26 protein-coding genes are annotated in these 24945 nt (G+C 67.5%); 8 read left to right on the top strand and 18 right to left on the bottom strand.

Going from position 1 to position 24945, the window contains the following annotated elements; translation table 11 throughout:
• Window positions 1-29 precede the first annotated feature (29 nt).
• Window positions 30-1376: a sigma-54-dependent transcriptional regulator gene (locus ACXJJ9_RS08685; protein WP_457096793.1), complete on the top strand. Its 1347-nt coding sequence runs from the start codon at window positions 30-32 to the stop codon at window positions 1374-1376.
• A 54-nt stretch (window positions 1377-1430) separates the two neighbouring features.
• Window positions 1431-2750: a sensor histidine kinase gene (locus ACXJJ9_RS08680; RefSeq protein WP_457096792.1), complete on the top strand. Its 1320-nt coding sequence runs from the start codon at window positions 1431-1433 to the stop codon at window positions 2748-2750.
• A 12-nt stretch (window positions 2751-2762) separates the two neighbouring features.
• Here the strand turns inward: ACXJJ9_RS08680 and glmU are convergent, their stop codons facing one another.
• A complete protein-coding gene (glmU, locus tag ACXJJ9_RS08675; protein ID WP_457096791.1) occupies window positions 2763-4133 on the bottom strand; it encodes a bifunctional UDP-N-acetylglucosamine diphosphorylase/glucosamine-1-phosphate N-acetyltransferase GlmU in 1371 nt (456 codons plus the stop codon).
• Window positions 4134-4190: 57 nt separating this feature from the next.
• Here glmU and ACXJJ9_RS08670 point away from each other — a divergent pair, with 57 nt between their 5' ends.
• A complete protein-coding gene (locus ACXJJ9_RS08670) occupies window positions 4191-6224 on the top strand; it encodes a hypothetical protein (RefSeq protein ID WP_457096790.1) in 2034 nt (677 codons plus the stop codon).
• Complete coding sequence (locus ACXJJ9_RS08665) at window positions 6221-6604, top strand: GtrA family protein (RefSeq protein ID WP_457096789.1); 384 nt, start codon at window positions 6221-6223, stop codon at window positions 6602-6604. Before ACXJJ9_RS08670 ends, ACXJJ9_RS08665 begins: the two co-directional genes overlap by 4 nt.
• A 110-nt stretch (window positions 6605-6714) precedes the next feature.
• Here the strand turns inward: ACXJJ9_RS08665 and ACXJJ9_RS08660 are convergent, their stop codons facing one another.
• The 12 genes from ACXJJ9_RS08660 to ACXJJ9_RS08605 form a co-directional block, all read right to left on the bottom strand.
• Window positions 6715-7137 (bottom strand): F0F1 ATP synthase subunit epsilon, encoded by a 423-nt coding sequence (locus ACXJJ9_RS08660; protein WP_310055523.1) that lies wholly within the window; start codon window positions 7135-7137, stop codon window positions 6715-6717.
• A 98-nt stretch (window positions 7138-7235) separates the two neighbouring features.
• Window positions 7236-8636: a F0F1 ATP synthase subunit beta gene (gene atpD, locus ACXJJ9_RS08655; RefSeq protein ID WP_457096788.1), complete on the bottom strand. Its 1401-nt coding sequence runs from the start codon at window positions 8634-8636 to the stop codon at window positions 7236-7238.
• A 67-nt stretch (window positions 8637-8703) separates the two neighbouring features.
• A complete protein-coding gene (gene atpG, locus ACXJJ9_RS08650) occupies window positions 8704-9567 on the bottom strand; it encodes a F0F1 ATP synthase subunit gamma (protein WP_457096787.1) in 864 nt (287 codons plus the stop codon).
• Between the two features lie 83 nt (window positions 9568-9650).
• Window positions 9651-11201, bottom strand: coding sequence for a F0F1 ATP synthase subunit alpha (atpA, locus tag ACXJJ9_RS08645; protein ID WP_310055518.1), 1551 nt, complete (start codon window positions 11199-11201; stop codon window positions 9651-9653).
• A gap of 52 nt (window positions 11202-11253) precedes the next feature.
• On the bottom strand, window positions 11254-11781 hold the full coding sequence (locus ACXJJ9_RS08640; protein WP_457096786.1) for a F0F1 ATP synthase subunit delta: 528 nt from the start codon (window positions 11779-11781) through the stop codon (window positions 11254-11256).
• Window positions 11782-11786: 5 nt separating this feature from the next.
• The gene (locus ACXJJ9_RS08635) at window positions 11787-12245 is read right to left on the bottom strand and encodes a F0F1 ATP synthase subunit B (RefSeq protein WP_457096785.1); all 459 of its coding nucleotides are present in this window, start codon (window positions 12243-12245) and stop codon (window positions 11787-11789) included.
• A 115-nt stretch (window positions 12246-12360) separates the two neighbouring features.
• The gene (gene atpE, locus ACXJJ9_RS08630; protein ID WP_310055511.1) at window positions 12361-12624 is read right to left on the bottom strand and encodes a F0F1 ATP synthase subunit C; all 264 of its coding nucleotides are present in this window, start codon (window positions 12622-12624) and stop codon (window positions 12361-12363) included.
• Window positions 12625-12694: 70 nt separating this feature from the next.
• Window positions 12695-13519: a F0F1 ATP synthase subunit A gene (gene atpB, locus ACXJJ9_RS08625; protein ID WP_310055509.1), complete on the bottom strand. Its 825-nt coding sequence runs from the start codon at window positions 13517-13519 to the stop codon at window positions 12695-12697.
• A gap of 10 nt (window positions 13520-13529) precedes the next feature.
• Entirely contained in the window at window positions 13530-13898 is a 369-nt protein-coding gene (locus ACXJJ9_RS08620) for an ATP synthase subunit I (RefSeq protein ID WP_457096784.1), read from the bottom strand.
• A gap of 294 nt (window positions 13899-14192) precedes the next feature.
• Complete coding sequence (lpdA, locus tag ACXJJ9_RS08615) at window positions 14193-16010, bottom strand: dihydrolipoyl dehydrogenase (RefSeq protein ID WP_457096783.1); 1818 nt, start codon at window positions 16008-16010, stop codon at window positions 14193-14195.
• 56 nt (window positions 16011-16066) lie between these two features.
• Window positions 16067-16729, bottom strand: a complete 663-nt coding sequence (locus ACXJJ9_RS08610) for a hypothetical protein (RefSeq protein WP_457096782.1) — start codon at window positions 16727-16729, stop codon at window positions 16067-16069.
• A complete protein-coding gene (locus ACXJJ9_RS08605; RefSeq protein ID WP_457096946.1) occupies window positions 16729-18306 on the bottom strand; it encodes a dihydrolipoyllysine-residue acetyltransferase in 1578 nt (525 codons plus the stop codon). Before ACXJJ9_RS08605 ends, ACXJJ9_RS08610 begins: the two co-directional genes overlap by 1 nt.
• Window positions 18307-18418: 112 nt before the next feature.
• Between ACXJJ9_RS08605 and ACXJJ9_RS08600 the strand changes: the two genes are divergently transcribed.
• Entirely contained in the window at window positions 18419-18613 is a 195-nt protein-coding gene (locus ACXJJ9_RS08600; RefSeq protein ID WP_310055494.1) for a hypothetical protein, read from the top strand.
• A 99-nt stretch (window positions 18614-18712) separates the two neighbouring features.
• Here ACXJJ9_RS08600 and ACXJJ9_RS08595 read toward each other — a convergent pair whose 3' ends face one another.
• The 3 genes from ACXJJ9_RS08595 to ACXJJ9_RS08585 all read right to left on the bottom strand — a co-directional run bounded on the left by ACXJJ9_RS08595 (window position 18713) and on the right by ACXJJ9_RS08585 (window position 21181).
• On the bottom strand, window positions 18713-19555 hold the full coding sequence (locus ACXJJ9_RS08595) for a DMT family transporter (RefSeq protein ID WP_457096945.1): 843 nt from the start codon (window positions 19553-19555) through the stop codon (window positions 18713-18715).
• A gap of 38 nt (window positions 19556-19593) precedes the next feature.
• Window positions 19594-20586 (bottom strand): MBL fold metallo-hydrolase, encoded by a 993-nt coding sequence (locus ACXJJ9_RS08590; RefSeq protein WP_457096781.1) that lies wholly within the window; start codon window positions 20584-20586, stop codon window positions 19594-19596.
• A 70-nt stretch (window positions 20587-20656) separates the two neighbouring features.
• Window positions 20657-21181, bottom strand: coding sequence for a DUF1453 domain-containing protein (locus tag ACXJJ9_RS08585; RefSeq protein WP_457096780.1), 525 nt, complete (start codon window positions 21179-21181; stop codon window positions 20657-20659).
• A gap of 211 nt (window positions 21182-21392) precedes the next feature.
• On the opposite strand from ACXJJ9_RS08585, the gene ACXJJ9_RS08580 reads away from it, so the two are divergent.
• Genes ACXJJ9_RS08580 through ACXJJ9_RS08570 form a run of 3 tightly spaced genes read left to right on the top strand, consistent with a single transcriptional unit; the run spans window position 21393 to window position 22849 of the window.
• Window positions 21393-21875: a YajQ family cyclic di-GMP-binding protein gene (locus ACXJJ9_RS08580; protein ID WP_457096779.1), complete on the top strand. Its 483-nt coding sequence runs from the start codon at window positions 21393-21395 to the stop codon at window positions 21873-21875.
• Window positions 21876-21920: 45 nt separating this feature from the next.
• Entirely contained in the window at window positions 21921-22313 is a 393-nt protein-coding gene (locus ACXJJ9_RS08575) for a VOC family protein (RefSeq protein WP_457096778.1), read from the top strand.
• Complete coding sequence (locus ACXJJ9_RS08570; RefSeq protein WP_457096777.1) at window positions 22310-22849, top strand: DUF1415 domain-containing protein; 540 nt, start codon at window positions 22310-22312, stop codon at window positions 22847-22849. Before ACXJJ9_RS08575 ends, ACXJJ9_RS08570 begins: the two co-directional genes overlap by 4 nt.
• An 85-nt stretch (window positions 22850-22934) precedes the next feature.
• Here the strand turns inward: ACXJJ9_RS08570 and ACXJJ9_RS08565 are convergent, their stop codons facing one another.
• Window positions 22935-23753, bottom strand: a complete 819-nt coding sequence (locus tag ACXJJ9_RS08565) for a transporter (protein WP_457096776.1) — start codon at window positions 23751-23753, stop codon at window positions 22935-22937.
• A gap of 101 nt (window positions 23754-23854) precedes the next feature.
• Window positions 23855-24721, bottom strand: coding sequence for a hypothetical protein (locus ACXJJ9_RS08560; protein WP_457096775.1), 867 nt, complete (start codon window positions 24719-24721; stop codon window positions 23855-23857).
• Between the last annotated feature and the right edge of the window lie 224 nt (window positions 24722-24945).

Raw genomic sequence — 24945 nt, 5'->3', positions numbered from 1 at the left:
GCGTGCTGTCGAACAGGTAACCTGTGCCGATGCCTACCGTCCTTGTCATTGACGACAATCCCTCCGTAGCCACGGCCCTGGAAACCCTGTTCTCGCTGCACGACATCGACACGCGTGCGGTGACAACGCAGGAAGACGGGCTCGCGCTGCTTGCGCGCGAGCCCATCGACCTGGTGGTGCAGGACATGAACTTCCATGCCGACACGACGTCGGGCGAGGAAGGGGTCGAGTTGTTCGCGAAGATCCGTGCGGCGCATCCGGACCTGCCCGTGATCCTGCTCACCGCGTGGACCCACCTGGAATCCGCGGTGGACCTGGTCAAGGCCGGTGCCGCCGATTACCTGGCCAAGCCCTGGGACGACCGCAAGCTGCTGGCCACGGTGAACAACCTGCTCGAACTGTCGCAGGCACGGCAGGAACTCGCTCGCCACCGCAGCGGCGAGCGGCGCCGTCGCGATGCGCTGGCGCGCGAGTTCGACCTGCGCGGACTCGTCTACGCGGACCCCGCGAGCGAAGCGGCGTTGGCGCTGGCCTGCCAGGTGGCGCGTTCGGATTTGCCGGTGCTGATCACCGGGCCGAACGGCGCCGGCAAGGAGAAGTACGCGGAAATCATCCATGCGAATTCGGCGGTGAAGAGCGGCCCCTTCGTCGCGCTCAACTGCGGCGCCTTGCCGGGCGAACTGATCGAAGCGGAACTGTTCGGCGCCGAGGCCGGTGCATACACCGGCGCCAACCGCGCGCGCGAAGGCAAGTTCGAGGCCGCCGATGGCGGCACCCTGTTCCTCGACGAAATCGGCACCCTGCCGCTCGCCGGGCAGGTCAAACTGCTGCGCGTGCTCGAGACCGGCCGCTTCGAGCGCCTCGGCGGCAACCGCGAGCGCACGGTGAAGGTACGCGTGATCAGCGCGACCAACGCGGACCTGTCCGCGCTGATCGCGGCGGGGCATTTCCGCGAGGACCTGTACTACCGTCTCAATGCGATCGAAGTGCGCCTGCCGCCCCTGGCGCAGCGCAGCGACGACATCCTTCCGCTGGCGCGCCATTTCCTGCCGCCCGGCAAACAGCTCGACGGCGACGCCGAGCACGCCCTGCTCGCGCACGCGTGGCCCGGCAACGTGCGCGAGCTTCGCAACACCATCCAGCGCGCATCGCTGCTCGCGCGCGGCGAGAAGATCGGCGTCGCCGACCTGGGCCTGCCCGCGGCCACCACGCGTGCGCTCGCCGCAGGCAATGGCGGCGATGAACCCGATCGCGCCAGCATCGAAGCCGCGCTGGCGCGTGCCGGCGGCGTGGTTGCGCAGGCGGCGAGCGACTTGGGCCTGTCGCGACAGGCCCTGTACCGGCGCCTCGAGCGCCTCGGCATCGACCGCCCATGACCAACCGCGCGCACCCGCAGTCCGCAGGCCGCCGTGCGGCGGCGGGAGCCACGCATGCGTAGCCTGCGCCAGCGGCTGCCATTGAGCCTGCAATTCGCCGCGCTCGCGCTGGCCTACATGATTGCCGCGGTGGCACTCACCCTGCTGCTGTCGCGCTGGCTGCGCAATCCATGGCTGGCGGGCGGGATCGTCACCGTGGTGCTGCTGCCGTTGCTCGTCTATCACGTGCGCCGCGCCTTCGCGCCGATGAACTCGCTGTTCCGCGCGCTCTCCGGCACCGTGGCGAGCTACCGCGACGGCGACTTCGCCTTCGGCCTGTCCTGGCACGGCGGTGGTGACCTGGGCGCGCTGGTCGCCAGCCACAACGAGCTGGGCGACGCGTTGCGCGAACAGCGCCAGGCGCTGGTGCAGCGCGAGCTGCTGCTCGACACCATGGTGCAGAACACGCCGGTGGCGATGCTGCTGGTGGATCCGTCGCGCCACATCGTCCTGGGCAACATCGCTGCACGCAAGCTGCTCGGCGAAGGCAAGCGCCTGGAAGGCCTGACCTTCGACGCGTTGCTCGAACACGCACCCGAGGCGCTGCGCGAAGCCTTCGAACGCGGCGGCGACGGCATGTTCACCGTCGGTGACGCCGACAACGAGGACATCTACCACCTCGCCCGCCGCCACTTCCGCCTCAACGGCCGCCGCCACGAACTGGTGCTGCTGCGCCTGCTCACCGCCGAGCTGCGCCGGCAGGAAGTGCAGACCTGGAAGAAGGTGATCCGCGTGATCAGCCACGAGTTGAACAACTCGCTGGCACCGATCGCGTCGCTCGCGCATTCGGGCGCGGAACTGCTGCGCCGCGGCCAGCTCGAGCGCCTGCCTACCGCGCTGGCGACGATCGAGGACCGCGCGCGCCATCTGGAAGGCTTCATCCGCGACTACGCCCGCTTCGCCAAGCTGCCGTCGCCGCGACTGGAATCGATCCCGTGGCCACGCTTCGTCGCACAGCTGCGCTCGCAGGTGGAGTTCACCTACGACGGCCCGGAATCACCGGATGCCATCGCCCGCATCGACGTCGCGCAGCTGGAGCAGGCGCTGATCAACCTGCTCAAGAACGCGCACGAATCCGGGTCGAAAGCCGGGGACGTGGCGTTGTCGCTGCGCCGCCTGCCCGAATACTGGCGCGTCGATGTGCTCGATCGTGGCAGCGGCATGAACGAAGCGGTGCTGGCGAATGCGCTGCTGCCGTTCTATTCGACCAAGCGCCATGGCACCGGGCTCGGGCTGGCGCTGGCGCGCGAGATCGCCGAAGCCCACGGTGGTCGCATCGCCCTGCTCAACCGCGACGGCGGCGGGCTGTGCGTATCGCTGGTGCTGCCGGCCTGACGCGGGTCGCGGTTACTTCGGCGGCTTCACCGGCCGCTGCCAGCCTTCGACCGACACCTGCTTGCCGCGCGCGACGCTCAGCTTGTCGGCGGGCGCGTCCTTGGTGATCACCGAACCCGCGCCGACCGTGGCGTTGCGTCCGATCGTGACCGGCGCCACCAGCGACGAGTTCGAGCCGATGAAGGCGCCGTCCTCGATGGTGGTCGTCGACTTGTTCACGCCGTCGTAGTTGCAGGTGATGGTGCCGGCGCCGATGTTGACGCCACTGCCGACCACGGCATCGCCGAGATAGGCCAGGTGGTTGGCCTTGCTCGACACGCCCAGCCGCGCGTTCTTGGTTTCGACGAAGTTGCCGATGTGCACGCCGTCGGCCAGCACGGTGCCCGGGCGCAGGCGTGCGAACGGACCGACCAGCGCCGCGCCTTCGACGACGACGCCGTCGAGGTCGCAATGCGCGCGCACCTCCGTGCCGGGACCAAGGGTGACGTCCTTGAGCCGGCAGAACGGGCCGATGCGCACGCCGTCGGCGAGCTTCACTTCGCCTTCGAAAACGACATCGGCATCGATCTCGACGTCCATGCCCACCGTCACGGTGCCGCGGATGTCGATGCGCGCCGGATCCGCCACGCGCGCGCCCTGCAGGCACAGCGCCCGCGCGGCGCGCTTCTGGAAGGCGCGCTCGAGCTGCGCCAGCTGCCAGGGGTCGTTGGCGCCCTCGGTTTCGATCGGATCGGCGACGTGCACCATTTCGGCGGCATCGAACTCGGTCGAGGCGGATGCGAACACGTCGGTGAGGTAGTACTCGCCCTGCGCGTTGTCGTTGCGCAGGTGTTCGAGCCAGCGGCGCAGCGGCTCACCGTCGGCAATGATGATCCCGGTGTTGACGGTCTTGATCCCGCGCTGGTCCTCGTCGGCATCCTTGTGCTCGACGATGCGGCCGACGCGGCCTTCAGGGTCGCGCAACACCCGGCCGTAACCGGTGGGGTCGGCGAGGTCGGCAACGAGCACGGCGATCCGGCCGGGCGCGGACATCAGCCGCTGCAGCGTCTCCGACGTGATCAGGGGCACGTCGCCGTACAACACCAGCACGCGCGCGTCCTGCGGCACATTGGGCATCGCCTGCTGCACGGCATGGCCGGTGCCCAGCTGCTGCTCCTGCTCGGCCCACGTCAGGTCGTCCTGGCCGGTGAATGCGGCCAGCACCGCTTCACCGCGGTGGCCATACACGACATGGATGCCCGCCGGGTTCAGCGCACGCGCGCTGTCGATCACATGCGCAAGCATCGGCCGGCCCGCGATCTTCTGCAGCACCTTGGGCAGGCTCGACTTCATGCGCTTGCCCTCGCCGGCCGCGAGGATGATGACGTGCAGAGGTGCCGACATGGGAAGTCCGTGCTGATGGAATGGCTGCATTTTAGGACGCACTGATAGCATGCGGCGATGATTAGTGCCGCGCCCGTTCCCGCCCCTGAACAAGCCATCGAGGAGCCGGGCTCCGCATCATGGGCGCGCGCATTGCTGTGGATCGGCGCGCCGCTCTGCCTCGTGGGACTGGTCGTCGATCACTTGGGCGCGCAATGGCACGGCGGACGCTTCGCCGGACTGATCGTGCTGTCACTGCTGGCCCTCGCCGCCGCTGGCGTGCTGCGTCGCGTGCTGGGCTGGCGACTGGCGAGCGGGCTCGCCCTGGCATGGCTGCTGGCGGTGGTCTTCTACGCCGGCGTCGTCCCGGCGCTGGCGACGATGCTGTTCGCATCAGGAGCACTGGCCCTGGGCGGCCTGCTGCAGCGGGAAGCACCGCCCACGCTGCGCGTCGCCTGCGGCTTCATCCTCCTGGCCGGTGCGCTGGGCTGGCTGCTGCCCTTTCCGGTGCACTACGGCGCCGCCTACGCCGGACTCTGCCTCGGCCTGGCAGCCTGGCAATGGCGCGCGCTGGCGGCTTCGTGGCGTGCGATGGCGACCCAATGGCACGCCGCCCTCGACGCGGCGCCGCGTGCGGCCGCCTTCGCCGTGCTCGTCCTCGGGCTCGCCAGCACCGGCTGCTGGATCCCGACCATGCAGGCGGACGATGTCGTCTATCACCTGCGCCTGCCGTGGCAATTACTGGCACAGCACCACTATCCGCTCGACCCCGCGCTGCACATCTGGGCCTTGGCGCCCTGGGCGGGTGACGTCCTGCAGGCCGTGCCGCAGCTCATCGCTGGCGCTGAGGCGCGCGGCAGCATGAACGCGCTATGGCTCGTGCTGGCCGCGACCGCGGTGTGGCGCATCGCTTCACTATTGGGAGGCACCGCGCGCACTGCGTGGTTCGCCGTCGCCCTGTATGGCAGCCTTCCGCTGACGGCCGGGCTTGCCGGCAGCATGCAGAGCGAGACACCGACGGCCGCGTTGTTGGCGTGGCTGGTGGTACTGATCCTGGAACCCGCGCCGCGCACGCCACGAGTGCGCATCGGCGCGGTACTCGTCGGCGGACTTCTGGCGTTGAAACTGTCGTCGGCGGTATTCGCGGTGTTGCTGTTGCCGTGGGCGCTGTGGCGGCATCGCCGCGTGCCTGCGCCGCTCACGCTGGCAGGCGCGTGCGCCATCGTGCTGGCGATCGGCGGCTCCAGCTACGCCTATGCGGCCGGAATCGCGCGCAACCCGTTCCTGCCCTTGTTCAACGCGTGGTTCCGGTCGCCCTACTTCGATCCGGTCAACTTCGACGATGCGCGCTGGCATGCCGGCTTCGACGTCGCGCTGCCATGGAACCTGACCTTCCACACCGATCGCTACCTCGAGGGGTTCGCCGGTGGCGGCGGCTTCGTGTTCGTCGCCCTCGCCGGCGCCTGGGTACTGGCGTTCCTGCATCGCCGCACCGCGGCGATGGCGCTCGCGACGACGGCCCTCATCGTGGCGCCGCTTGTCCCGATGCAATACCTGCGCTACACCTTCCCCGCAACGGTGCTGCTGCTGCCGTTGCTGTCGGTAACGGCGTTCCGGATCGATCCACGCCGCGCCGCGTGGCTGCTCGCGGGCGTGTGCGTGCTCAACCTGGCATTCCAGGCCAATGGTTTCTGGCTGCTGCGCGTGGGGCAGGTGAAGATGTCGATCGTGGAAGCCGGGCGCGACGAGCCCGCGTTCCGCGCCCGCGTGCCGGAACGCAACCTGATCGCCGCTATTCGCGGCACCGATCATGGCAACGTCCTGGCCCTGGACGCGGAGCGTCCCTATGTCGCGGAACTGGGCGTGCGCGGGCGCAGTATTTCGTACTACGACCGCAGCCTGCAGCGTGCCGCGCAGTCCGCGGAGGCGCAGGCCGACGGCAGCGCCTGGGTGGACGTGCTGCATCGCGCCGGCATCACCGACGTGTTGCTGCGACCCGCGAAGACGACGACCGCCCAGCGCGCGGCGCTCGACCGCCTGCACGCCACGCGCCGGCAGGTCGAAGGCGATGTCGAGTGGTGGCACGTACCGGCGACGGAGGCGGCGCGATGAGCCTGTTGCGCCAGGGCAGTCACTACATTGCGATCGGGCTGCTGCAGTACGTGGTGGACTGGGGCGTGATGGTGACCCTCAGCCATTTCGGGCTGTCGGTGGAGCTCGCGAATATCGCCGGGCGCGTGAGTGGCGCCATGCTCGGGTTCTGGCTCAACGGCCGCATCACCTTTGCCGGCGAATCCAGCGCCCTGGGCCGGCGCYAGCTGCAGCGCTTCGTGCTGCTGTGGCTGATGACGACGACCCTGAGCACGCTGGCCGTGGGTGCCGTGGAGAACGCCGCTGGCCTTGGCTGGGCGTGGGTGGCGAAGCCGGCGGTCGAACTGGTGCTGGCCGCGATCAGCTTCAGCGTGTCGCGCCATTGGGTATATCGGCGCTGATACCGAACCTTCTCCGCCACGGTCCGCACCCGCCACGGCCGACCTGAAACAAAAACGCCGGCAATCGCCGGCGTTTTTTACTCATGCAGCTTTACTGATGCAGCGCTCGCTCAGTGCTTCATGCTCTTGCGCAGGCGCTCCAGCGCCTGCAGCTGTGCCAGGCTCATGGCGAGCTGGGCTTCGGCTTCCTGCGCGCTCATCTTCGGATCCTTGCGTGCCAGCACGCGCTCGGCTTCTTCCTTGGCCTTGCGGACCGAGGCTTCGTCGATGTCCTGCGCGCGGATCGCGGTGTCGGCCAGCACGGTCACGACCTGCGGCTGCACCTCGAGGATGCCGCCCGATACCGCGAAGTCCAGCTGTTCGCCACCCGGCAGGGTCACGATGACCTTGCCCGGCTTCAGGCGGGTGATCAGCGGCGCGTGGCGCGGCGCGATGCCCAGCTCGCCCATTTCGCCGGTGGCGACCAGGAGTTCGGCTTCGCCGTGGAAGATTTCGTCTTCGGCGCTGACGATGTCGCAACGGAAGGTGGTCATGTGTCTCTCTTTCGTAGGGCGGATTTGAACCCGCCGCTCTTCAATCGGTATTGCTGCCACTCGCAAGGCGGGTCGGGACCCGCCCTACGCCATCGCGCTTACGCCGCGATCTTCTTGGCCTTCTCGACCGCTTCTTCGATCGAACCGACCATGTAGAACGCCTGCTCCGGCAGGTGGTCGTATTCGCCATCGACGATGCCCTTGAAGCCGCGCACGGTGTCCTTCAGCGACACGTACTTGCCCGGCGAGCCGGTGAACACTTCGGCGACGTGGAACGGCTGCGAGCAGAAGCGCTCGACCTTGCGCGCGCGCGACACGGTCTGCTTGTCCTCTTCCGACAGTTCGTCCATGCCCAGGATCGCGATGATGTCCTTGAGTTCCTTGTACTTCTGCAGCGTCGACTGCACGCGGCGCGCGGTGTCGTAGTGCTCGTTGCCGATCACGTTCGGGTCGAGCTGGCGCGAGGTGGAGTCGAGCGGGTCGATGGCCGGGTAGATACCCAGCGAGGCGATCTGGCGCGACAGCACGACGGTGGCGTCGAGGTGGGCGAAGGTGGTCGCCGGCGACGGGTCGGTCAGGTCGTCCGCGGGCACGTACACGGCCTGGATCGAGGTGATCGAACCAGTCTTGGTCGAGGTGATGCGCTCCTGCAGGACGCCCATTTCCTCGGCCAGCGTCGGCTGGTAACCCACGGCCGACGGCATGCGGCCGAGCAGCGCCGACACTTCGGTACCGGCCAGGGTGTAGCGGTAGATGTTGTCGATGAACAGCAGTACGTCCTTGCCCTTGCCCGAGGCGTCCTTCTCGTCGCGGAAGTACTCGGCCATGGTCAGGCCGGTCAGCGCGACGCGCAGGCGGTTGCCCGGCGGCTCGTTCATCTGGCCGTACACCATCGCCACCTTGTCGAGGACGTTGGAGTCCTTCATCTCGTGGTAGAAGTCGTTGCCCTCGCGGGTACGCTCGCCCACGCCGGCGAACACGGACAGGCCCGCGTGCGCCTTGGCGATGTTGTTGATCAGTTCCATCATGTTGACGGTCTTGCCCACGCCGGCGCCGCCGAACAGGCCGACCTTGCCGCCCTTGGCGAACGGGCACATCAGGTCGATGACCTTGATGCCGGTTTCCAGCAGCTCGTTGGTCGAGGACTGGTCTTCGTACGACGGCGCGGCGCGGTGGATTTCCCACGCGTCCGAATGCACGACCGGACCGGCTTCGTCGATCGGGTTGCCGAGCACGTCCATGATGCGGCCGAGCGTGCCGGCGCCGACCGGCACCGAGATCGCCTTGCCGGTATTCTCGGTGACGAGGTTGCGCTTGAGGCCGGCGGTCGAACCGAGGGCGATCGTGCGCACGACGCCGTCGCCGAGCTGCTGCTGCACTTCCAGCGTGATGTCGGTGCCCTGCACCTTCAGTGCGTCGTACACCTTCGGCACGCTCTCGCGCGGGAACTCGACGTCGACGACTGCGCCGATGATCTGAACGATCTTGCCCTGGTTCATTGCCATAGCCTCTTGATAACTCTTGATTACTTGGTGTGGTGACGCGTGCTGGATTTGACCGGAACGATCAGACCGCGGCCGCGCCGCCGACGATTTCGGAGATTTCCTGGGTGATCGCCGCCTGGCGGGCCTTGTTGTAGACCAGTTGCAGCGTGCCGATCAGCTTGGTGGCGTTGTCCGACGCCGACTTCATCGCGACCATGCGCGCGGCATGCTCGGAGGCGACGTTTTCCAACACCGCCTGGTATACGACCGACTCGATGTAGCGCGTCAGCACGTGGTCGAGCACGGTCTTCTCGTTCGGCTCGTAGATGTAGTCCCAGTCGTGGTGCGCGACCTGCGTCTCCGCCGGCGGCACCGGCAGCAGCTGGTCGAACGTCGCGCGCTGGACCATCGTGTTGACGAAGTCGTTGTAGGCCAGGAAGACCTTGTCGACCGTGCCTTCGCCGTACGCGTCGGTCATGGCCTTGATCACGCCCACCAGCTGTTCCAGGTGCGGCGTGTCGCCCAGGTTGGTGACCGAGGCGAGCATGTTGACCTTGACCCGGCGGAAGAACACCGAGGCCTTCACGCCGACGGTGACGACATCGACTTCGACGCCCTGCTCCTGCCACTTGCGGATCTCGCCGAGCAGCTTGCGGAACAGGTTGTTGTTGAGGCCGCCGGCCTGGCCACGGTCGGACGACACGATCAGGTAGCCGACGCGCTTGGTGTCCTTGCGCTCGATCAGGTACGGATGGCGGTAATCGGTGTTGGCCTGGGCCAGGTGTCCGATCACCTGCTTCATCGCGCGCGCGTAGGGGCGCGACGCCTTCATCCGATCCTGCGCCTTGCGGATCTTGGAGGCCGAGACCATTTCGAGCGCGCGCGTCACCTTGCGGGTGTTCTGCACGCTCTTGATCTTGGTTTTGATTTCGCGTCCGCTTGCCATCTTTCTTCTCGGTAGGGCGGGCTCATTGCCCGCCGTTTCGATATCGCTTCATCGCGAAGGTGGGCCAGGGCCCACCCTGCGAATTACCAGGTGCCCGTGGCCTTGAACTCTTCGATGCCCTTCTTGAAAGTGCCTTCGATGTCGTCGTTCCAGTTGCCGGTGCTGGCGATGGTGTTCATCAGCGCGCCCTGGGTGTTGGCGAAGTGCGCGTGCAGCGCGGATTCGAACGCACCGAGCTTGGCGACCTGGATGTCGTCCATGTAGCCCTTGTCGACGGCGTAGATCGACAGCGCCTGGTCGGCGATCGACATCGGCGCGTACTGCTTCTGCTTCATCAGTTCGGTGACGCGCTGGCCGCGCTCGAGCTGCTTGCGGGTGGCTTCGTCGAGGTCCGAGGCGAACTGCGCGAACGCGGCGAGCTCACGGTACTGGGCCAGCGCGATGCGGATGCCGCCCGACAGCTTCTTGATGATCTTGGTCTGGGCGGCGCCACCGACGCGCGACACCGAGATACCGGCGTTCACGGCCGGGCGGATGCCGGCGTTGAACAGGTCGGTTTCCAGGAAGATCTGGCCGTCGGTGATCGAGATCACGTTGGTCGGCACGAACGCCGAGACGTCACCGGCCTGGGTCTCGATGATCGGCAGTGCGGTCAGCGAACCGGTCTTGCCCTTCACCGCGCCGTTGGTGAACTTCTCCACGTACTCCTCGGAGACGCGCGCGGCGCGCTCGAGCAGGCGGCTGTGCAGGTAGAACACGTCGCCGGGATACGCTTCGCGGCCCGGCGGGCGGCGCAGCAGCAGCGAGATCTGGCGGTAGGCCACGGCCTGCTTGGACAGGTCGTCGTAGATGATCAGCGCGTCTTCGCCACGGTCGCGGAAGTACTCGCCCATGGTGCAGCCCGCGTAGGGGGAGACGTACTGCATCGCGGCCGATTCCGACGCCGAGGCGGCGACGACGGTCGTGTAGGCCATCGCGCCGTGCTCTTCGAGCTTGCGCACGATGTTGGCGATGGTCGAGTTCTTCTGGCCGATCGCGACGTATATGCACTTAATGCCGGAGTGCTTCTGGTTGATGATCGCGTCGATCGCCATGGCGGTCTTGCCGGTCTGGCGGTCGCCGATGATCAGCTCGCGCTGGCCACGGCCGATCGGGATCATCGCGTCGACCGACTTGTAGCCGGTCTGCACCGGCTGGTCGACCGACTTGCGCCAGATCACGCCCGGGGCAATGGTCTCGACCGGGGCCGAGAGCTTGGCTTCGATCGGGCCCTTGCCGTCGATCGCTTCGCCGAGTGCGTTGACGACGCGGCCGAGCAGTTCCGGGCCGATCGGCACTTCGAGGATGCGGCCGGTGGTCTTGGCGGTGTCGCCCTCGCGCAGGTGCTCGTAGTCGCCCAGGACCACGGCGCCGACCGAGTCGCGTTCCAGGTTCAGTGCGAGCGCGTAGGTGGCGTTGGGCAGCTCGATCATTTCGCCCTGCATCACGTCGGCGAGGCCGTGGATGCGCACGATGCCGTCGGACACCGAGGTGACGGTGCCTTCGTTGCGCGCTTCGGCGGCCAGCTTGACCTTCTCGATGCGGGTCTTGATCAGTTCGCTGATTTCGGACGGGTTGAGCTGCGTGGTAGCCATGGGTGGTTCCCTTGAGCCGGCGTTGCCGCCGACATATGCAAAAAGAAAATATTTAGTTCGTAAGCGCGGACTGCAGGCGACCGAGCTTGCCCTTGAGCGAGCCATCGATCACCACGTCGCCGGCGTCGATCACGGCGCCGCCGATCAGCGAGGCGTCGACCGCGGTCTCGATCTCGACGTCGCGGCCGAGACGCTTCTTCAGCGCGGCCTTGATGCCTTCGAGCTCGCCGTCACCCATCGCGGTGGCCGAGGTGATGCGCGCCTTGACCACGCGTTCCGCTTCGGCACGCAGTTCCTCGAACAGGCCGGCGATTTCCGGCAGCAGCGCGAGGCGGCGGTTGACGGCCAGCAGGTCGAGGAAGCTGCGCATCGCATCGCTGGCACCGTCGATCGCGAGCAGCGAGACGGCGTCGGCGTTGGTCAGCTTCGGGCTGCCGAGCAGGCCTGCGACCTGCGGGTCGGCGGCGACGCGCGCGGCAAACGCCAGCGCGTTCGACCACGGTGCGTAGGCACCGGTGTCGCGCGCCAGCGCGAACGCGGCGCGGGCGTAGGGACGTGCGAGGGTGAGGGCCTGGCTCATCGGTCTCAGATCTCGGCGGCGAGTTCGTCGAGCAGCGCCTTGTGGGCGTTGGCGTCGATCTCGCGGCGCAGCAGCTTCTCGGCACCGGTCACGGCCAGGTTCGACACCTGCTTGCGCAGGTCTTCCTTGGCGCGATTGGCCGCGGCGACGATCTCGGCTTCGGCCACGGCCTTCTGGCGGCTGGCTTCGGCGATGGCGTCGTTCTTGGCCTGGTCGATGATCTGGTTGGCGCGCTGGTGGGCCTGCTCGATGATCTCGTTGGCCTTGGCACGGGCCGTGCGCAGTTCGCCTTCGGCGGTTTCCTGCGCCTGCGCCAATGCGCGCTGGCTGTTGTCAGCGGCAGCCAGGCCTTCGGCGATTTTCTTTTGGCGTTCTTCGAGCGCCGCGTTCAGCGGCGGCCAGATGAACTTCATCGTGAACCATACAAGGAGCACGAAGGAAAGCATCTGACCGAAGAAAGTCATGTTGATATTCACGACGCGTCCTCGACGGATTTCTTCATGCCGGTGCGACACATGCCGCACCGGCCTTCAAGACCACGCCCGAAGGCGTGGCGGGAACAGCTGGCTGGAATCAGCCTTACTTCACCGCGCTCAGGAGCGGGTTGGCGATGCCGAAGAACAGCGCCACGGCCAGGCCGATGATGAACGCCGCGTCGATCAGGCCGGCCAGCAGGAACATGCGGCCCTGCAGCACCGGGATCAGCTCCGGCTGGCGCGCAGCGGATTCGAGGAACTTCGAACCCATGATGGCGATGCCGAGGCACGCGCCGAGGGCGCCGAGGCCGATGATGATGCCGATGGCGACGGCGGTCAGGCCCTGCACGTGAGCGATGAATTCCATGGTGGTTCTCCAGCGATTGTCTAAGGGGTGAAGCGGTGGAAGGAAAAAACTGGGTTAATGCGGTTGCCTGTCAATGGCTCTCACGCGCACCGGCGATGTAGACGACGGTGAGGATCATGAAGATGAAGGCCTGCAGCAGGATGATCAGGATGTGGAAGATGCCCCACGCCGTATTGGCGAGCACACCCGGCAGGAAGGTCACCCAGCTGGTCATCAGGCCGGCGATGAGCATGAAGACGAGCTCGCCGCCGTACATGTTGCCGAACAGTCGCATGGCCAGCGAAATCGGCTTCACCAGCCACTCGATGACGTTCATCACCAGGTTGACCGGGGCCAGCAGGATCGCGCCGAAACCATGCGCGTGGAACGGCGCGGTGAGCAGCTCCTTGCCGAAGCCCATGCCGCCCTTGGCCGACCAGGCATGGCCGATCAGGATGAAGAAGACCGAGACCGACAGGCCGAGCGTGGTGTTGAGGTCGGCGGTCGGCACCGAGCGGAAGAAGGTGTGGTGGGCGGCTTCTTCGCCGCCAACGAGCTTGATCAGCGTACCGGGAAGATCGAGCGGGAGCAGGTCCATGGTGTTCATGAACACGACCCACATGAAGATGGTCAGCGCCAGCGGCGTGACCGAGCGGCGGTCGCCGTGGAAAGTGTCGCGGACCTGGCCGTCGACGAACTCGACGATCAGCTCGACGAACGCCTGGCCCTTGCTCGGCACGCCTGGCGTGGCCTTGCGCGCGGCGAGGCCGAACCACAGCACGAACAGCAGGCCGAGCGTCAGGGCGACGGCCCAGGAGTCGAAATTGAACTGGCCACCCAGCGCCAGACCCGAATTGTGGGTCAGGTGGTGCTGGATGTATTCGGTCAAGCCGCCCGCACTGCTAGATTCACTCACGAAACGACACCTATCGTCTGATCGAATTGGCCAGGACCAAGGCCAGCGTGGCTGCAATGACGCCAGCCAACAGGGGAACACCGGGAAGGCGGAACACTGCCAATGCGACCACTACCGTGACCAGCACCAGCAACCACTTCAGCGCCATCCCCACCAGCAACCGCGCAAATGCGGTCCCCGCGGGGCTGACCCCACCACCCAGCGCCACCATCGCGGCGACCCAGGCGGCCAAGGTGACCGCACCGCCACCGACCAGTGCGGCCAGCGACCAGGGCAGTCCCTTGGCGAGGAAGGCCAGCGCCACCAGCACGGTGGCGACGGCCTGCCAGGCTATCGCGCGCTGTGCCAGCCGCCGTCCTGCGGCGACTGAATTCGACACGCGATGGCTCGGGAAGGTGGACGAAGTGGGCAGAAAACCGCCCTGCGAAGCCGCAAAAGTATAGCAGGGAACTTTTCCGCGGCAACCGCGAAAGGCCGGTTTCCCGCGGCCACGTCGGGGGGCTGCCCCTGCTACCCGCCGGCCCGAAATGGGGGGAAACGAGGGCGGCCCGTTCATGGAACCTTTGCCGGAACCCCGGGTCGGACCCAACAGGCCCGCCCCTTCCTCGTCGACACAGGCAGGCCTGCGAAGCCCTGGTTCCGAGGCCGGGGCTTCGCCTTTTCTGCCGCGGGATTACTTCTTCTTCGGGATGTAGAGGTCGGTGATGGTGCCGTCGTAGACCTCGGCCGCCATGCCCACCGATTCGCTCAGGGTCGGATGCGGGTGGATGGTGTGGCCGATGTCGTGGACCTCGCAGCCCATCTCGATGGCGAGACCGATCTCGCTGATCAGGTCACCGGCATGCACGCCGACGATGCCGCCGCCGATGATGCGATGCGTGTCCTCGTCGAAGACCAGCTTGGTGAAGCCTTCGGTGCGGCCGATGCCGATCGCGCGACCCGACGCGGCCCACGGAAACTTGCCGATCCCGACCTTCAACCCCTTCGCCTTCGCTTCGGTCTCGGTGACGCCAACCCAGGCGATCTCCGGATCGGTGTAGGCGACCGACGGGATCGCACGCGCCACCCATTCCTTCTTCTCGCCCGCAGCAACTTCGGCCGCGAGCTTGCCTTCGTGCGTGGCCTTGTGCGCGAGCATCGGATTGCCGACCAGGTCACCGATGGCGAAGATATGCGGCACGTTGGTGCGCATCTGCCGATCGACCGGAATGAAGCCCCGCTCGGTGACGTTCACCCCCGCCTTGCCGGCGTCGATCTTGCCGCCGTTGGGCGCGCGGCCGACAGCGACGAGCACGCGGTCGAACACCTGTGCATCGATCGCCGCGGGCTTGCCGGCCTCGGCATTCTCGAACGAGACCTTGAGGCCGTTATTCTGCGCCTCGGTGCCATTGGCCTTGGTGCGCAGGTGCACCGCGACGCCCTGCTTCTTCAGGCGATCGGCGAGCGGCTTGACCAGGTCGAGGTCGGCGCCCGGCATCAGCTGGTCCATGAATTCAACCACGGTGACCTCGCTGCCGAGCGCGCGGTACACCGTCGCCATTTCCAGGCCGATGATGCCGCCGCCGACGACGAGCAGCTTCTTCGGAACATCGACGAGGTCGAGCGCATCGGTGGAATCCATGACGCGCTTGTCGTCCCAGGGGAAGCCCGGCAGCTTCACCGCCTGCGAACCGGCGGCGATGATGCATTGCTCGAAGCGGACGAGCTTCTTGCCGTCCTTGCCGTCGACTTCCACTTCGTTGGGCGACACGAACTTGCCGACGCCCTCGACCACGCGCACCTTGCGCTGCTTGGCCATGCCGGTCAGGCCCTTGGTGAGCTGGCCGACGACCTTGTCCTTGTACTCGCGCAGCTTGTCGAGGGTGATTTTGGGCTTGCCGAAATCGATGCCGTAATCGCTGGCGTGCGCGGCCTCATCGACGACCGCGGCGGCATGCAGCAGTGCCTTGGACGGGATGCAGCCAACATTGAGGCAGACGCCGCCGAGCGTGGCGTAGCGTTCGACCAGCACGGTATCCAGGCCGAGGTCAGCGGAGCGGAACGCAGCGGTGTAACCACCAGGACCCGCGCCGAGGACGAGCATGCGGCATTCGAAGTCGGCCTTGCGGCCACTGCCTGCCGCCGGAGTCGGCGCGGGTGCTGCAGGTGGCGCGGCTTCGATCGGCTTGGCCTGTGGCGCAGGAGCCGCGACGGGCGCGGAAGCTGGTGCGGCCTGTGAGGCGGCAGCCTTGGGGGCTTCCGCCGCCGCGCCTGCGGGTTCGAGGATGGCCACGACGCTGCCTTCCGAGAGCTTGTCGCCGACCTTCACCTTCAGCTCGACGATCTTTCCCGCCGCCGATGCCGGCACTTCCATCGTCGCCTTGTCGGATTCCAGCGTGACCAGGCCCTGGTCCTTCGTCACCGTGTCGCCGACGGCGACCAGCAGTTCGATCACCGGCACGTCGTCGTAACCGCCGATATCCGGGACCTTCAGTTCAATCGTGCTTGCCATGGCCGCTTCCGTTCAATGCGTGGTGCGCCGACGGCATGCCGCCGGCGCGAAGGGTTTCACGGTGTCGCCGTCGCCGCTGTCGTCGCCGGCGCCGCCATCGCATCGAGCACGACGCGCATGCGGTCCAGCGATTCGCCGATCTGGCGCCAGCGCTTCTCGCGCTTTCCGTCGCCTTCGTCGCTGGCTTCGATGAGGAGATCGATCTGGTCGCGCAGCAGCGCTCCCAGCTCGCAATCGGGCCTGAGGCCGCTGACGCGCAGGTCGCCGGCGACAAACAACCAGGTATCGCCTTCGCTGAAGGGCGCCGTGACGCCTTCCGGCACGGCCAATGCCAGGGCCTGGCGCCAGTCCGCGACCAGGCGGGTCGCGATCGCGGCAGGAATCGGCGCCTCGGTGAATTCCGGCGCGCGCGTGGTGCGCAGGACCAGCTTGTCGCCTTCCCATGCATGCACGCGCTCGTCGGCGACGGCGCGGCGCAACAGCCAGTCGCCACCGTTGGGGTCGGCCACCAGCAGCACGCCGCTTTCCACGCCGAGCTTGGGCAGCAGGGTGACGCTCAGCGTGGGCTGCGTTTCACCGGCGAACATTTTTTCGGTGGCGGTGCCGTAGTTCTCCGTCGCCGGCGGCCAGCCGCGCCCCAGGGCGAGCTTGCACTGTGCGTCGTCGGCGCGCGCCAGCGGCGCCAGCAGCAGTGCGGCGAGCAGGACGGCCGCCCGCATCACAGCAGCACCCGGCGCATGTCCGCGAGCAACTGCGCGAGATAGGCGGTGAAACGCGCGGCGGCGGCGCCATCGATGACGCGATGGTCGTAGCTCAGCGACAGCGGCAGGAGCAGGCGCGGCGCGAACTGCTTGCCGTCCCAGACCGGACGGATCGCCGACTTCGACACGCCGAGGATCGCGACTTCGGGCGCGTTGACGATCGGGGTGAAACTGGTGCCGCCGATGCCGCCCAGCGAGCTGATCGAGAAACAACCGCCCTGCATGTCGGCGGGGCCGAGCTTGCCGTCGCGCGCTTTCTTCGCCAGTTCGGAGGTTTCCTGCGCGATCTGCAGCACACCCTTCTTGTCGCAGTCGCGCACGACCGGCACGACCAGGCCATTGGGGGTGTCGGCGGCGAAGCCGATGTGGAAGTACTTCTTCAGCGTGAGGTTCTCGCCGCTGGCATCGAGCGAGGCGTTGAAGTTCGGGTATTTCTGCAACGCGGCGACCGACGCCTTCATCAGGAAGGCGAGCATCGTGAGCTTGATGCCCGCCTTCTCGTTTTCCTTGTTGAGCGCGACGCGCAGCTCTTCCAGGTCGGTGATATCGGCATCGTCATGCTGGGTGACGTGCGGGATCATCGCCCAGTTGCGCGCAAGGTTGGCGCCGGAAATCTTCTGGATGCGCGACAACTCGCGCGTTTCCACTTCACCGAACTTGCTGAAGTCGATCTTCGGCCACGGCAGCAGGTTGAGCCCGCCACCGCCGGCAGCGGCCACCGGCGCGCCGGCGACGGCGCCGCCCTGCAGCACCGACTTCACGAACTTCGACACATCGTCCTTGCTGATGCGGCCACCGCGTTCGCTGCCCTGCACCCGGGCGAGGTCGACGCCGAGCTCGCGGGCGAACAGGCGCACCGCGGGGCTGGCGTAGGGCACCTTGCCGGGCAGCAGTTCATCGGCGGTGAAGGCCACCGGCGGCGACGCGGGCGTGGACGCCTTTGGCGGAGCCGCTTCCGGATCGATGCCCGGGCGCGCGGCGGGCATCGCGGTCGCGTCCTGCCTGTCGATCGACTGCTGCGCGATCTTGTCGGCCTGCGCCGGTACGGCGACCGGCTCGACCCGGGTCGCGGTCTCCGCGGCCATGCTGGTGGCCTGCGGCGCGGCGGGTTCGGCGCGCGGCGCCTCGGCCGGAGCGGACGTGGCCGCCGCGCCGGCATCGGTCGGCTCGATCAACGCGACCACGCCGCCTTCCGACAGCTTGTCGCCGACCTTGACCTTGAGCTCGCGCACCACGCCGGCGAACGGCGCGGGCACTTCCATGGTCGCCTTGTCGGACTCCAGCGTGACCAGGCCCTGATCGGGTTTGACCGTATCGCCCACGGCGACCAGCAGTTCGATCACCGGCACGTCGTCATAGCCCCCGATGTCGGGGACGCGTGCTTCCTTCAACTCAGCCATGGGGGCTCCGCCAACGCGAAAGCGCTTATTGTGGCCGTTGGACGGGGATGCGCCAACCGGAAGCCTCGTCCGGACCCGGCATTGGTTACGTATTCCTGCAGCCAGGTCACGCTTGGCCGACCCGCCCGGGGCGATCCGTTCTCCCGATTGGCCCGCGGATGGCCGTCACGCGCCTGAGGATTTCACAAAGTCTTTCCACGTGCGGGCTAGCCTGCCTGCGCTGCTTTCCAGACGGAGCCCCCTGCCGATGACCACCAAGCTCGACAAGCCGATCCGCCGCGAGATCGTGATCGAAGACAAGCCCTACACCCTGACCATCGACGGCGACGGGCTCAAGCTCGTCGAAAAGGGCCGGCGCAATGGCCAGGAGGTGCGCTGGCGCGACCTGGTCAACGGCGACACCGCGCTCAGCGCCGCTTTGGGCGCCAGCACCGGCGGTTGACCCGCGCCGCCGAAGGCGGGCCCGCCACAGGTCGGCGCCAAGCGCGCCGGCAACGCCCCGGATCAGTACGCAGGAATGCCCAGGAACGCCGCCGCGCGGTCAGGGATGTTCGGCCTCCGCGTGCACGCGTTCGCGACGCAACAGGTACAGGCCACTGGCGACGATGATCGCCGCGCCCAGCCACGTCACCGAGTCCGGCAGCACGCCCCACAGCGTGGCATCGAGTAGCACGCCCCACACCAGCGCGGTGTATTCCAGCGGTGCGATCAGCGACGCCTCGCCGAGGCGGAACGCTTCGGTGATCGTGTACTGGCCCAGCGCACCGGCGACGCCGATGCCGGCGATCACCCACGCGTCGCCCATGCGTAGCGACACCCATTGCGGCGCCGCCAGCAGGCCCGAACCCAGCGCCATGAACAACAGCAGCCACACCATCAGCGCCTGCGTGCTGTCGGTGCGGGCGATGATGCGCACGGTGATCGCCGAGACCGCGTAACCGAACGCGGCGATCAATACCGCCAGCCCCGCCAGGCTCATCACGCCCTCGCCGGTGGGGCGCAGCACGACCAGCACGCCGAGCAGGCCTATTCCTATCGCAGTCCAGCGCCGCGGTCCCACGTGCTCGCCCAGGAACGGCACCGACAACGCCGTGATCATCAGCGGCGCGACGAAGAAGATCGAATACGCCGTCGACAACGGCAGCGTGCGCAGCGCGTAGACGAAGCCCGTCATCATCATGATGCCGAGTACGCCGCGCATCAGGTGCAGCGACCAGCGCACGCGGAACAGCCCCGCCGCTCCCCCGGTCCACAATGCCCACGCCAGCACCAGCGGCAGCGACGAGGCACCGCGGATCGCCGCGACCTGGAACGGCGGGTAATGCGCGCTGAGTGTCTTCAGCCCGGCGTCCATCAGGCAGAACAGCAGCACCGCCGCCAGCATGTAGGCAATCGCGTGCAGCTGGCGTCCTTTATCTGTGGTCACTTCATGTCCTTGCGGCAGTAGCGGTTGCGGCGCTCCGGTGGCGCGCGCAGCACCTGGAGGTAGTAGTCGAGCAGGGAATCCGCCAGCGCGTCGTCCTGCGCCGGAATCAACGTGCGCGCATCCCGCAGCCAACCGGCCTTGCACGCAGCGGCCCCAGCATCGCTCGCCGCGCACTCCAGCAGGTGGTCGAAGGCCACGCGGTAAGCCGCGAACTGCGCATGATCCATCACCGCACCATGGCCGGGCACCAGGCGGCCGAAGTCGATCGCGTCCAGCCGCGCCAATGCCTGCCGCCATCCGTCACTGCATGCGGTGTCGAACAGCGGCACCGGCAACGTAACCAGGTCGCCGGCCACCAGCGTGCGCGTGGCCGGGTCGAGCAACCATACATCGCCGCCGCTTACCGCGTTGCGCTCCAGGCCCAGATGCAGGCGACGCCCACCCAGCGACACGTCCTGCGGCGCCGTCACCACGCGGGTCGGCCGCAGGCGGTCGCCACTGTCGATCCGGGCGACTTCCTCGCGCCAGCCGGCCAGCACCTGGGGAGAAGCGGTGCCCGGCCGCGCGATCAGCGCCTGCAGCTGCGCGCGATAGTCGGCGAGAAAGCCGTGCAACGCGTCTTGCATGGCATCGCTGGCATACACCTCGGCTCGCGGATAGCGCGTGCGCAGGGCCGCGTTGCCGGCGACGTGATCGAGATGCCAGTGCGTGTTGATGATCGCCACCACTGGCGCGCCGCTCGCGTCCGCGGCGGCGAGGATCCGGTCGGTGTGCTGCGCATGGCGGCCGCTGTCGACCACCACCAGCGCGTCCCGGCCACGCAGCAACACGGTGTTGCCGTCCGGTTGCGTGCCGGCCACGAAGGCACCCGGCAACAGCGATATTCCCGCGGCGACGGGCTCACCCGGCAGGGGCGCCGGCGATGACGGCACGACGGCGCAGCCGGACAGCACCACCATCATCAGCATCCATTTCACGACGCTACGCATGGCCGCTCCTGCATGAAGTCCACGCCCGGCAAACTGCCGCAGCGGCAGCGCCAGACCAATAGGCCGCAGGTCACGCTGCCCGGCGCAGGCGCGATCGCAGGCCCCACGCGTAGGCCAGGTAGTGGCCCAGCAATACGCCGCCCACCGCCAGCACGCTGCCCTGCTGCGACAGCCAGGCCCCGTGCGCCTCGCTGACCCAGGCCTGTTCCATCCGGTACAGGCCATAGGCAATGCGCGCGGCGACGACCAGGGTCAGGGCCAGCACCAGCCAGCGGTTCGGCGTGTAGTACAGGCCCTGCGGCGTGACTTCGAAGCGCGTCAACAGCAGGCCAATGCACCCAAGCAGCATCCCCAGCGCCACGCCCGCTGTTGCGTGCGCCAGCGCGGCTTCCACCCAGTGCCCCGTCAACCACGCGCCCAGCAGGAACACGCATGCCGACACCAGCAGCGCCCAGGCGTTGAGCCCGGCCACCCAGGCGATCGCGCGCCGGCGCGCGCGTCCCATGCGGTAGCGCTGCCAGAGCGCGAAAGGCCACAACAGCAGCCACAGCAGCACCAGCGCGGCGACCAGCAGCGGCAGCAGCAACAGCGGCACGCTCAGTCGCGCAGGCTGGCGATGTCGATCACGCGCATGTCGGCCTTGAGCATGCGCTCGGCGGCGCGCCAGCGGTCACGGCGGCATGGGCGGGCGTGCGGTGCATGGCGCTTCCTCACGTGGGGGACGGCAAGTCTATCCAGTGCCAACGCGGCTTGCGTTACCCTTTTGCCCCCACGAATGCACAGCAGCCGCAGAACAGGAGTTCCCCATGCCTTCCTTCGACGTCGTCTCCGAAGTCAACCAGCACGAGCTGACCAATGCCGTCGACCAGGCCAACCGCGAGCTGTCCACCCGCTTCGACTTCAAGGGCGTCGACGCCAGGTTCGCGCTCGAGGACCAGGTGATCAACCAGTCCGCGCCGAGCGACTTCCAGCTCAAGCAGATGGAAGACATCCTGCGCGCCCGGCTGATCGCCCGCGGCATCGATGCGCGCTGCCTCGAATTCGGCGCCGTGGAAAGCAACCTCGCCGGAGCGCGGCAGAAGATCACGGTGAAGCAGGGGATCGAGCGCGACCTCGCCAAGAAGATCCAGGGCTCGATCAAGGACGCCAAGCTCAAGGTCGAAAGCCAGATCAACGGCGACAAGCTGCGCATCACCGGCAAGAAGCGCGACGACCTGCAGGCGGCGATCGCACTGCTCAAGGCGTCCGAATACGAGCGGCCGCTGCAGTTCGACAACTTCCGCGACTGAGCGCCGCACATCCGTGCATTGTTTTCGCGCACGAGGAGGCATGCCATGGCGATACAACTCGACCACCTGCTGGTGCCCTCGCGCGACCGCCATGCCGCGGCGAAACTGCTGGCGGACGTGCTCGGCGTGCCATGGTCGGAAACCGGCATCGGCCCGTTCTGCCCCGTGTACGTCAACGACGGGCTGACCCTGGACTTCGATACCGCCACCGGGCCGTTTCCGGTCCAGCACTATTGCTTTCGCGTCGCCCCGGACGAATTCGCGGCCATCCTCGGACGCATCCGGGCGGCCGGCATCGCCTACCGCAGCACGCCGCACGGCACCACGGACATGCAGGTCAACACACAGCACGGCGGCAGCATCGTGTACTGGAACGAACCCGACGGCCACGTCTGGGAGCTGTTGACCGTCAGCTACGCGCGCCAGCCGCGACCATGAGCGGCGACGACCCCATCGCCCTCACCCGCCGCTGGCTGGAGCGCGCGGTGATCGGCCTGAACCTGTGCCCGTTCGCGAAGGCGGTGTACGTGAAGGAGCAGGTGCGCTTCGTGCTGAGCGAGGCGCGCGACAGTGACGCCCTGTACCAGCAGCTGCATGCCGAGCTGCTGTGGCTGCGCGACGCCGACCCGCAACAGACCGACACCACGCTGATCGTGCATCCGCACGTGCTGACGGAGTTCCTCGACTACAACGACTTCCTCGACCTCGCCGATGGCCTCGTTGCGGAACTCGGCCTGGAGGGCGAGATCCAGATCGCGAGCTTCCACCCGGACTACCAGTTCGCCGGCACCGCGCGCGACGACGTCGGCAACTGCACCAACCGCTCGCCCTATCCCACCCTGCACCTGCTGCGCGAAGCCAGCGTCGAGCGCGCGGTGGCCGCGTTCCCCGATCCGGATGCGATCGTGGCGCGCAACATCGCCACGCTGGAGCGACTCGGCAACGAAGGCTGGCGCGCGCTGCTGAAGCCCTGAGCGAGGCGATGCGGCAATGAAAAACGGCGGCCATCGGCCGCCGTTTTCATGCAGATCGGGCTGCGACACACACACATCGCCGCGATCAGAAACCCGCGCTGAAACTCAGGCCGCCGCCCCAGTCCGGACTGCCGGCGGACAGGCCCATGAGCGCATACACCTGCATCTTGCTCGTGCTCGACGTCGCGAAGGTGTAGAAGCCGGTGACTTCACTGCGGTCGTCGGCGTCCGCTGACGTCGGCTCGCGGTAGTCGTACACCGCGCCGATGCTGTTGTCGCCGAGCTTGTGGCTCACACCGATGTTGCCGTTGAGCACCGAGTCCACTTCGATGAAGTCGGAGTCACCCAGGTAGGTGTAGCCCACGCCGCCGAACAGCGTCGTGGCCGCACCCACGCTGCGGTAGACGTCGATCGCCGCGCCGAAGTCGTTGGCACCGGTGCCCAGGCCCTTGTCTTCGTCGGCGGTCGCGATCTTGACGTTGCCGGTGAGATCCACGCCCCACGCGCCCTGCAGCGGCATTGCATAGATCGCCGCCAGGCGCAGGTCGCCGATGCCGGCGGTGATGCCGGTAGTCGGTGCAATCGGTTGGCCGCCGCCACCCCCGCCGCCATTGCCATTGCCATTACCGCGGCCGCGCCCCTTTGGATTGGTGTTCTCCACGCTGCCCAGACCCGGCACGACATTGGCGTCGCCATCCACGCGCACCCACGGCAGGCTCGCCCGGAAGACCCAGTCGCCCGTGGTGTACTTGCCGCTGAACGGCACCGACAGGATCTTGGTCGTGGTGTCGCTGTCGTAATCGCCGGAACTGTAGTCAACGCCGACGGCGTAGCTGAAACCGTCGTCGGCGTGCGCCATGCCCGCCGCCAGGAGCAGGGCCACCAATACTGCAGAACGCGTCATCAAACCTTTCCTCTTCCTGTTTGCCTCAGGCCGAAACCTTCGACCCGGATACAACGCGGGCGCCACGAAGGCGCCCGTGTGTCTGCTTGTGATGCCGTCGCTCAGGGGCGACCGACACGCTCGGGCTTGCTCGGGCGTTCCGGGCGGTCCGGACGATCGATCTTCGCCGGGCGCTCGACCTTGGCCAGGCGCTCGACCTTGTCCGGCTTGCCGGTGACGCGATCGACCTTGGCGACGCGCTCGGGCTTGGCGCCCTTGCCGTGGTCTTCGTGCGCGACCTTCGTCGCATCCCGGCCCTTGGCGGAGGCATCGTCGGCCACCGCGACGGCGCCGTCTTCAGCCGAGGTGCCGTCTTCAGCCGATGCGAAGGCGCGGCCGCTCTTGACCTCGCCCAGGCTCTTGAAACCCAGTTCCTTGGCGATCTGGCCCCAGCCCATGCCATCCGCGCGCATCTGCAGGACGCCGCCGTTGTAGCTCGTGGTCGTGGTGGTGGTGCCATCGGGGTTGGTCACCGTGGTGGTGGTCGCGGTGCCAAGCAGGGCTTCGTTGAAGCTTGCCGCCTTGCCGCCATCGACCAGCGCCTGGGCCAGGCCCAGCGAGTGGTCGACTTCGCCCCAACCCATCGGGCCGTTGGCGTTGGCCACGACGCTTTCCACCGTCACCGTCTCCATCTTCGGCGAGCCGTCGGGATTGGTGGCGAGGGTGCCATCGGGATTCTTGGCCTGCTGCGTGGTGGTGGTGACCACGGTGAAGTCGCCACCGGTGCGCAGCGCGGTAATCGCGTCGCCCGCGGCCACTTCATCGCCAGTGAAGAGCGTGCCCGCGTATGCGTCGACCAGACGATCCTTCGGAACGACCGCGTCGGTCTCGACGGTGTCCGGCGGAACATCCTGGGCGAAGGCCGGCGTCGCCGCGGCGAACAGGGCCGCGGCCAGCGCGGCGAAGAGCACGGTGTTCTTTGCAGTCATTGCAGCGATCCTCGTCATTGAGTCGAAGCCGCCATGTCGTTAGTCGAAGCCGCCGGCGGCGCGGGACAGATGCTAGGCGCAGGCGATGCACCGGCAACGACCGTTCAGGCGCGTATTCAGGCCGGATTTCGGAAACACCGCGCTGCGCGTGATGGCCGCCGCAATTCGGTTCGCCGGCCGCGGAAAATCGCGCATGCGAAGGGTGACCGGGTTCACGGCCACTT

The organism is Lysobacter sp. P5_B9, assembly GCF_054049835.1.
This window is presented reverse-complemented; position numbering and strand designations above follow the sequence as displayed.